Here is a 6,363-nt window from a genome sequence, read left to right on the forward strand (position 1 = left end):
ATTTAGTATAAAATATCAGGCTTTAGGCCTTGCTTGGCCAGATGACCGGTCTAGCCAGTTGATGAGATAGCTTAGGATGATCAACAGTAAGGCGACCATGAAGATCCAGTGAAGACCGTTATATAAAATCGCACGTAATGGCTTGAGCAGTGACGGGGCCAAGTGCTTGGCCGTTTGCGGATTGATCAACTGATTCATCATCGCCATTGTTGTCCCCTTATGGGTGGCGACCCCGTGAGCCATCCGGACGTTCATAATGATTCCAAAAACTGAGATCATGAGTGTCTGCCCCAGCGTCCGGCCCAAGGTATTCAGCGACGTGGCTACACCGACGTCGTCAGCGGGCACCTGATTTTGCACTGTCACTGTCGTGGTGGTGATAGTGATTCCAAAACCGGTTCCACAGATTGCGGCTATGATGAAAAACCAGAAAAAGGCTGTCGACTGTGGTGCCAACGCCATAGCTAACCCACCAATTAGAATGAAGGTCAAGCTGAAATTGATAATCTGTTTCGGTGTCCGGTTTAATAATAACTTTCCAGCTATAAACGAACCCACGATCCACATTAAGGAACTGGGCGTAATGGCAAATCCAGCTAGTGAGGCAGGTAATCCCAGTAGTCCCTGAGTCCAAGTTGGCAGGTACACTTCAAAGCCCATTAAAAACCCACTGATCAGTAATGCCACCATATTCTGAGTGACAAAGGTTGGCTGTTTGAAAAGTGCCAGCGGAATAATCGGGTTCTCTGTATGACTTTCGTGCCGCATAAAGGCCCAAAAGCTAACGGTGGCAATTACTAGACTGACCCCTAAGACCAGCCAGTTGATTGTGGCATCGCCAAGCACCTGAAAACCGTACATCAAAGCCAATAAAGCTAATGATAATAACCCACTACCCAATAAATCAAGTGATTTACCACTTGAACGCGGTTTTTCCTTTAAGAAGATCCAGATTCCTGCCATGGCCAGTAAACCGACTGGAATGTTAATAAAGAAGATCCAGTGCCAGGAAAGTTGATCAACGATAAAACCACCTAGAAGTGGTGCCACAATGGACGCGATCCCCCACGCTGACCCATTAAAGCCCATGACCTTAGCCCGCTTCTCAAAGGGATAAATGTCGGCAATAATGGTAAATGAGATCGGCATAATTGACCCCGCACCAATCCCTTGAACTGCTCGCCAAATAATCAGCTCGGTCATGCTGTTAGACATGCCGGAAAGGGTCGAGCCAATGATAAATACAGCTAGACCGAACAGAAATAACCGCTTACGACCAAACATATCAGACAACTTGCCGTAGATCGGCGTCGCCATTGCATTGGTCAGCAAAAAAATTGAAAAGACCCAGTTCATTAACGCAACGCCACTAAGATCACCAACAATTGTGGGCATCGCAGTGGAGACGATTGTCCCTTCGATTGCACTCATAAAAGTCGCGATAAAAATGGCCCCTGTGACTAACGGGACATTTGTTTTTCTTGAAGACATATACTATTCCTCGTTTCGCGCTGGCCCACTCCCCCAAGCGCAGTTTGAGAGTCAGATCACTCTCGCCGAAAAATAACGACCAACCCGAAAGTTGATCGTTATTAATTAAATTCTAGTTCAATGTTTAATGGTTAACCGCGTGATTACTAAGGGCTTCTTTTAAGGCGTCAACCTTATCTGTGTGCTCCCATGGTAAATCAATGTCGGTTCGGCCAAAATGCCCATAGACAGCAGTTTGCTTGTAGATTGGACGCTTCAGATCAAGCATCTTAATGATTCCTGCTGGGCGCAAGTCGAAAATTTCTCGAATTGCTGCCGTCAAAGCAGACTCAGAAACTTTACCGGTACCGAAAGTATCCACAGACACCGAAACCGGTTGCGCCACGCCAATCGCATAGGCCAATTGAACTTCAACTTGATGAGCCAAGCCGGCAGCCACAATGTTCTTTGCAATATAACGAGCAGCGTAACTAGCTGAACGGTCAACCTTAGTCGCGTCCTTACCAGAAAAGGCACCACCACCATGGTGGGCATAGCCACCGTAAGTATCAACGATGACTTTCCGACCAGTCAGCCCAGCATCACCTTGAGGACCGCCAATCACGAAGCGGCCAGTCGGATTAATCAGATAACGTGTGTCATCATCTAATAAATGTTCTGGGATCACTGGTTTAATGACTTTTTCAATCACATCATGGCGAATCGTATCCAATGAAACTGATGCTGCGTGTTGAGTACTGAGAACGACCGTATCAACACGAACCGGTTTATCATTTTCATCGTATTCAACCGTGACCTCGGACTTCGCATCCGGACCAAGATAATCCAAAATGTTTTCTTTTCGAACCTTGGCGATCCGACGCATTAGTTGATGAGCAAGTGAGATTGCTAATGGCATCAGTTCTGGCGTTTCGTCAATCGCGTAGCCGAACATCAACCCTTGATCACCGGCACCAATCTGATCCAGTGGATCCGTCTCACCATCCCGCATTTCAAGTGCGTCATCCACACCCTGTGCAATATCGGGTGATTGTTCGTCAATGGCAACGAGAACGGCACAGTTATCGCCGTCAAAGCCATACTTGCCATCTGTATAACCAATTTCTTTAATGGTTTCGCGAACCACGTGTTGGATATCAACGTAGGCAGTGGTTGAAATTTCACCAAAAACCAGTACTAAGCCGGTAGTCACCGAGGTTTCACAGGCCACACGGGCATCTGGATCCTGTTCCAGCATAGCATCCAAAATTGCATCACTAATTTGGTCAGCAATTTTGTCAGGATGTCCTTCAGAAACTGATTCAGAAGTAAATAAATGTCTTTCTTGCATTTGATAATTCCCCCAATTCATTTTTCGGTTACAAGGCATCTTCACTAAGTCAAGCTAGTGAATCCTATCGGGAATGAAGACTCATAACTCCAATATTTTACCACAATTTTTCTGCGATAGAAAGATAGCGGGAATAATTGCTCTCAACATTAGGAGTTGACCAAGTTTGTGAAAATGGTAAGCTAGTTGTATCACAAAAAAGGAACTTATCATCTATGTTGGAAATCATTGAAGCGTTCATCGTCCACCATCGTCGGTTATTGCAGGCTTTTTTATTCGGTATGGTGGAAATGAGCGGCCTATTATTATATGCAAATGCAAATTCTTTTGAATCGTATACGAAACCTCAACAGCTACCATTGATGTTACTGGCATTCTCAACGTTCTTGTTATTTAGCTGTTTGTACATCATGCGGACAACCACTGCGACCAGTATCACCGCCCCAATATTGTTGTTGTTCACAATGATCATCGTGGCAGTCAGCATGTTCAAATTGCCCAGCTTAGTCAATGTCATTAACATTTTAGCACTAGTTGTTTTGTGTCTGATTCGCTACCTACCCAAATGGTTCAATAATGAACTTGGAATGGCACTATTAGCCTTGATGCTAGCTAGTTTAGCTGCTGGTAACTTTCTGTTGCGTCACGATTACTTGTCCTCAGTTTATCTGACAACAATGATTTTGCCATTACTAGTGTACCTGTATTTTTTCCTTCCCCCAAAATCATACCAAACGCGTTTGATTCCAGCCGTAGTTGCTTGCTTAACTCTCGTTTGGCTGCTTTATTCTCGTCGTTCTTTAACGTTAACTGTTGTTAGTTTAGTATTGCTCGGTGGTTGGTATGTGATCCAAAACATTTGGCGGCCATCAGAGTCCAGAGGATTATTAATCGCGGCATTACTACAAGCTTGCATCTTCATCATTGCCCGATAGATTAAAAGTTTCTAAAACTTCCCGATTAATTCTTTTATTGTTAGAACTATGACTTAATATAAAAAAGGAATCTCAGACATTAGGGAGGCTTGGCAATGAAAGAAATTAAAGTTGTGGGAGATATTTGGACGGGAAAGTATCAGCCCGCATTGACAGGAAATCGGATTGTTGATACGGCGCTCCTCACGCAATTTTGTACAAAATTATCAAAATGGCTGTCAAACCATAAAATTAACACGAAAATTCAAATTGAACACGAGTTTGAGCCACTGTATGCGCCTTCTGAGGATTTGTACCTGATTGATGCTAATATCATTAATACACTGCCGGACAAGGGGCTGCAATCATTGAATTTTTTACCCGTTAAGCATCAGGATTTGCTCCATGCTGATCCTTCTGACTGTTATCAAGAAATCTTGTCACAGCAGCAATCGAATTTAAATCAACAACAATAAAAAGGCTGGTCAAAACATCATCTGTTTTGTACCAGCCCTTTTAATTTACTAAACGAATAATCCAGGAAAAATTACGCAATTAACTTGCGGTTGAATCATTCGTCTTAATTTTTCTTCTAGATGGACCATAAATTCGTCTTTTTGGACTTTTTTATTGCCAATCCAACCAACAAAATACTTTGGCAGACAACGACGTTTTGAAATGTCGAACGCATGAAATGCTTTCAGGTCAGTTCCCTGATAAATGATTTCAATAGTTGCGTTTCCATTCCCAATCAATAATTGCTCAGCCTGTTGCAACCGCTCATTCCGCAACTCAATGGGATGATCATGGGTAAAATCTCGAAGCCGTAAAATAACATCAATTTGGTTAGCTTCTCTTAAAAACTTCTTACTAGTGTGCCTCAGATCGAGATATGAATCAATTAGTTCTTTCAGTGTAACCTCACCGAAGAGCATAGTGCAACCTCCTATTTTGTGCACAAAAGCAGTAATCAATCTCTCTATGTCAATGCAATTAGATTGCACGCAAAGTATAACATGTTCTATTGGTATAGACAACTAAAATTTTTTGAATTTTTAGTCTGATTAAAAACCAACTCAGTAAATGGTTTAGTTCACGAGCGCCTAATGTCAAAATGAAGTCTAGTTTATTGAAAGTGACTAAAATCATTTACCAACTAATATCCTCCTTATACTTTGAAAGCTGATACAATCAACTTGCTTTCTATCTATAATCGTTTTCATCTTGAACATTATTAATAATAAAGACTGAAACAGCAGTGAGTGAAAATCATTCAGATAAATCAGTATTCAGTTTAGCTTACCTAGTCTAACAATCTAAATTCTGTTTACGAAGGTCCTGGCTTTTTGGGGGTCCCCACTGTCTAACGACTAAATCGTGACTATAATCTAAGGATCAAAGTATTATGGACAGAATTTATTCTATTTTCAACTGATGTGACTCCAGTTGTCTGTGAGTCCAAAAAAAGGATCAAGCCTTTGCTTGATCCTCAGGATGATACCGGAGGTGGGGTTCGAACCCACACGTCCTCAACGGACACTGGATTTTGAGTCCAGCGCGTCTGCCAGTTCCGCCACTCCGGCAATTTATTATTGATATTGAGCTAAATAGTCAATCCCATTGTATCGGGAAAGGCGGTAATCGGATTCGAACCGACGATGAAGGTTTTGCAGACCTCTGCCTTACCACTTGGCTATACCGCCATAATCACATGATGCAATGGGCCACCCAAACTGGGTTAGCTGGATTCGAACCAGCGCATGACGAAGTCAAAGTCCGTTGCCTTACCACTTGGCTATAACCCAATCATCAAGGGCGGTATGTGGGACTCGAACCCACGCGTGCCGGAACCACAATCCGGTGTGTTAACCAAACTTCACCAATACCGCCATCATACTAAAACAGGGATAGCAGGAATCGAACCCGCACTAGCGGTTTTGGAGACCGATGTACTACCGTTATACTATATCCCTATGGTGGATGGGAGTGGATTCGAACCACCGAACCCGAAGGAGCGGATTTACAGTCCGCCGCGTTTAGCCAGACTTCGCTACCCATCCATAAATGGCGCGGGACGGAATCGAACCGCCGACACACGGAGCTTCAATCCGTTGCTCTACCGACTGAGCTACCGAGCCATGTATGTGTTGCCTTGCTAATTTTTTAATTAACAACGGTCCGTACGAGACTCGAACTCGTGATCTCCTGCGTGACAGGCAGGCGTCCTAACCAGCTAGACCAACGGACCATCTAAATGGAGGATACAGGGCTCGAACCTGTGACCCTCTGCTTGTAAGGCAGACGCTCTCCCAACTGAGCTAATCCTCCATGATGATAACATATACAAATATAATCAATGACTTGATCAATGACCCGTACGGGATTCGAACCCATGTTACCGCCGTGAAAGGGCGGTGTCTTAACCACTTGACCAACGGGTCATAATAAGTTGTTGAACGGAGAGTGAGGGATTCGAACCCTCGAAACAGGCTTTTACCCGTTTACACCATTTCCAGTGGTGCTCCTTCGGCCAACTCGGACAACTCTCCAAAATAACCCCGACATAGTCATCGAGGACAAACGTTAACCCAAGAGTTACCCCAACAACTAAGTTTGCCGGCTATATTC

Annotated in this window: 5 protein-coding genes, 11 tRNA genes and 1 riboswitch; of the genes, 2 read left to right on the forward strand and 14 right to left on the reverse strand. The window is 43.7% G+C overall.

The window, feature by feature from the left end; translation table 11 throughout:
• Nucleotides 1-15: 15 nt before the first annotated feature.
• Both GM612_RS10530 and metK read right to left on the reverse strand, forming a co-directional pair.
• Complete coding sequence (locus GM612_RS10530) at nt 16-1,491, reverse strand: MDR family MFS transporter (RefSeq protein ID WP_155432323.1); 1,476 nt, start codon at nt 1,489-1,491, stop codon at nt 16-18.
• Nucleotides 1,492-1,615: 124 nt separating this feature from the next.
• Nucleotides 1,616-2,821: a methionine adenosyltransferase gene (gene metK, locus GM612_RS10535; protein ID WP_155432324.1), complete on the reverse strand. Its 1,206-nt coding sequence runs from the start codon at nt 2,819-2,821 to the stop codon at nt 1,616-1,618.
• Nucleotides 2,819-2,913: riboswitch (SMK box riboswitch) on the reverse strand. (Overlaps the previous gene by 3 nt.)
• 123 nt (nt 2,914-3,036) lie before the next feature.
• Here metK and GM612_RS10540 point away from each other — a divergent pair.
• Together GM612_RS10540 and GM612_RS10545 are read left to right on the forward strand one after the other, a co-directional pair.
• A complete protein-coding gene (locus tag GM612_RS10540) occupies nt 3,037-3,756 on the forward strand; it encodes a hypothetical protein (RefSeq protein WP_155432325.1) in 720 nt (239 codons plus the stop codon).
• Between the two features lie 95 nt (nt 3,757-3,851).
• A complete protein-coding gene (locus tag GM612_RS10545; RefSeq protein WP_155432326.1) occupies nt 3,852-4,211 on the forward strand; it encodes a hypothetical protein in 360 nt (119 codons plus the stop codon).
• Between the two features lie 48 nt (nt 4,212-4,259).
• Here GM612_RS10545 and GM612_RS10550 read toward each other — a convergent pair whose 3' ends face one another.
• From GM612_RS10550 to GM612_RS10605, 12 genes are all read right to left on the reverse strand, one after another.
• Nucleotides 4,260-4,670 carry a hypothetical protein gene (locus GM612_RS10550; protein ID WP_155432327.1) on the reverse strand — a complete coding sequence of 137 codons (411 nt, stop codon included), beginning with the start codon at nt 4,668-4,670 and terminating at the stop codon, nt 4,260-4,262.
• Nucleotides 4,671-5,233: 563 nt separating this feature from the next.
• Nucleotides 5,234-5,318, reverse strand: a tRNA-Leu gene (locus tag GM612_RS10555).
• 49 nt (nt 5,319-5,367) lie between these two features.
• Nucleotides 5,368-5,438 (reverse strand) — tRNA-Cys (locus GM612_RS10560).
• Between the two features lie 30 nt (nt 5,439-5,468).
• Nucleotides 5,469-5,540 (reverse strand) — tRNA-Gln (locus GM612_RS10565).
• A 9-nt stretch (nt 5,541-5,549) separates the two neighbouring features.
• Nucleotides 5,550-5,624 (reverse strand) — tRNA-His (locus GM612_RS10570).
• Between the two features lie 13 nt (nt 5,625-5,637).
• Nucleotides 5,638-5,708, reverse strand: a tRNA-Trp gene (locus tag GM612_RS10575).
• Between the two features lies 1 nt (nt 5,709).
• Nucleotides 5,710-5,795, reverse strand: a tRNA-Tyr gene (locus tag GM612_RS10580).
• Between the two features lie 5 nt (nt 5,796-5,800).
• Nucleotides 5,801-5,873: transfer RNA gene (locus tag GM612_RS10585), tRNA-Phe, on the reverse strand.
• 36 nt (nt 5,874-5,909) lie between these two features.
• Nucleotides 5,910-5,983: transfer RNA gene (locus GM612_RS10590), tRNA-Asp, on the reverse strand.
• 7 nt (nt 5,984-5,990) lie between these two features.
• A tRNA-Val gene (locus tag GM612_RS10595) sits at nt 5,991-6,063 on the reverse strand.
• 41 nt (nt 6,064-6,104) lie between these two features.
• Nucleotides 6,105-6,176: transfer RNA gene (locus tag GM612_RS10600), tRNA-Glu, on the reverse strand.
• A gap of 16 nt (nt 6,177-6,192) precedes the next feature.
• Nucleotides 6,193-6,284: transfer RNA gene (locus GM612_RS10605), tRNA-Ser, on the reverse strand.
• Nucleotides 6,285-6,363: the final 79 nt, after the last annotated feature.

The organism is Secundilactobacillus folii, assembly GCF_009720675.1.
Classification (GTDB): Bacteria; Bacillota; Bacilli; order Lactobacillales; family Lactobacillaceae; genus Secundilactobacillus; species Secundilactobacillus folii.